The organism is Nostocoides sp. (assembly GCF_035343835.1).
GTDB lineage: Bacteria > Actinomycetota > Actinomycetes > Actinomycetales > Dermatophilaceae > Nostocoides_A > Nostocoides_A vanveenii.
This window is the reverse complement of record NZ_DAOQZV010000364.1, coordinates 1-2,134: the sequence shown is the minus strand read 5'-3', so window position 1 is coordinate 2,134 and position 2,134 is coordinate 1. Positions and strand designations below refer to the sequence as shown.

Below are 2,134 nucleotides of genomic sequence, written 5' to 3'. Positions count from 1 at the left end.
GGACGAGCCTTCGGCCCGTCCCACTCGACGGGTCTGAACCGGCCACTCGACGGGAGTTTGGGACCAGCCACTCGACGGGAGTTTGGGACCGGCCGGGGTCAGCGGGGCTGTGGGTCGTGCGGGTGGGCGGGGTCGGCGGCGAAGGCGCGCTCGTAGATGTCGTAGATCAGTGCCGACTTGGCGTTGTTGTAGTGCATGACGTCCTCGAAACCTTGGTGCGCAAGAGCGAGTTTCAGCTCCCCATAGGCGCGGCGGTCGTCGTCGTCCGCCCGCAGCCAGTCGCGGAACATCCGGTGCCGCGCCGGCTCCGGGCAGTCCGGGCTCCAGATGTGCACATTCGCTACCGGTTCGGCGCCGCGGACCAGTCGGTGCTCGTGCCACTCCGGCTCGCGGATGCGCAGCACGAAGCCGGCGCTTTCCAGCGCGGGCAGATAGGCGGCCTCATCGCGCGCGTCCGCGACGATCAGGTCGACATCGATCACGGGCTTGGCGGCCAGCCCGGGCACCGATGTCGAGCCGACGTGGGTGATCGCGAGCGCCCGCGCCCCCAAGGCCGCGCCGATTTGCTCCCGCACCCGTTCAAAGGCCGCAGCCCAGCCGGGGTCCGGCGCGACCACCTCGACCCGCTCGGCAGGAGCGGGCAGCACGCGGGCGGCGGCGATCTCGGCGTCGGTGGGCACGGCATACGGGTGCCACAGGGGGTGAGTCGGCATCACGCAACGGTAGACGGAACCGCAGCCGATCGACGCCGCGTCCAAGGCCCATGTTCGCTCGCGCAGCCGCCCTCGCCACCATTGCGCTGCTCACGGCCTGCGCAGATGGCGGTGACGCCAAGAACGGCACTGTTCCCGTGAAGAACCTCAGCCAAATCGTCGGTAGCTATACCGCCGTCAACACCGCCCAGTCCCCCACGCCGCTGGTCAAGGGCAGTGTGCTCACGATGCAGATCAGGCCGGACGCGATCATCGTGCAGGCCGGCTGCAACACCATGTCCGGGCCGGCGAGTGCCGCCGACTCGCACCTGGTCGCCGGTGATCTCGCCATCACCGAGATGGCCTGCGCCCCGGAGCTGATGGCCCAGGACACCTGGCTCGCCGCCCACCTCGCCAAGCGCCCCCGCATCGACTGGTCGGGGCCTTATGTCTCCCTCGTCTGGGACGACGGGTGGCTCGGATTCGACAAGTCGCTCGCGCCCGAGCCGGGAATGACCGGCGACCCGGACACTCCGGTCAGCAGTTCGCCCACCAGCTAAGCGCCCTACAACCCGAACGTATGCTGCCCGCTCACTTGCCCGCGCCGCCTCAGTCCCAGCGCGACGGCGCTGAGCGCGCCGAGCGCGGCGGCCACCGCCGCCCCGCGGAAGACGAAGTGCACCTGCGAGATTGCGGCGTCGACCAGGGCCTTGCGATCAGACGGATCGGGCAGGTCGGCAACGACCTGGTAGTAGTGGTGCAGGCCCAGCGCGGTGAGCAGGGCGATCCCCACGACCATGCCGACCATGCGCGCGACGACGACGAGCGCGCTGGCCGTGCCATGGGCCGATTGCGGCGCCTCGGCAAGCGCGGCGTTGTTGACCGGGGCCAGGGCGAGACCGAGGCCGAGACCGGCAAGCGCGAGCACGGCATACGACAAGAAGCCGGCGAACGACCCGCGGCCGTAGGTCGTCAGTAGGCCGATGCCGACGGCCGCCAGCCCGAGGCCGACGGCCGCGACCAGACCGTCGCCGAGCCAGCGCAACGCCCAGCCACCCAGGAGCGCCCCGACCGGGACCGCGATCAGGAAGCGCACGAGGATCAGCGCCCCCTCGGTGGCGACCGGTTGCGCGCCAGCCGAGTCGGTGTGCACCAGGCGCGCAAGCAGAGGGACATCAACGATCACGGCGACCAGGGCGACTCCGACAAAGAGTGAGACCACAAGGGCCCAGACCGTGCGCCCGCGCACCAGGCCGCGCGGGATCACCGGCGCTGCCGATCGGCGGTGGAGCACGGCATAGCCGATCGCGCTGGCCACGCCCAGGGGAAGGAGCGCGAAGCCGAGCGGGCCGACGACCTCCTTCTCGGGGTCGGAGGCGGCGAACGTCAGCACAACGCACCCGAGCGCGCCCCCGAGCAGCGCCGCGCCCGCCGGGTCCGCC

At 71.2% G+C, this 2,134-nt stretch carries 2 protein-coding genes and 1 pseudogene; 1 reads left to right on the top strand and 2 read right to left on the bottom strand.

The window, feature by feature from the left end:
* Positions 1–98: 98 nt before the first annotated feature.
* Complete coding sequence (locus tag PKH97_RS16150) at positions 99–713, bottom strand: GrpB family protein (RefSeq protein WP_324388631.1); 615 nt, start codon at positions 711–713, stop codon at positions 99–101.
* Between the two features lie 50 nt (positions 714–763).
* On the opposite strand from PKH97_RS16150, the gene PKH97_RS16145 reads away from it, so the two are divergent.
* A complete protein-coding gene (locus PKH97_RS16145; protein WP_324388630.1) occupies positions 764–1,252 on the top strand; it encodes an META domain-containing protein in 489 nt (162 codons plus the stop codon).
* 5 nt (positions 1,253–1,257) lie between these two features.
* Here the strand turns inward: PKH97_RS16145 and PKH97_RS16140 are convergent.
* Positions 1,258–2,134: pseudogene (locus PKH97_RS16140) on the bottom strand (MFS transporter); the annotation flags it as partial.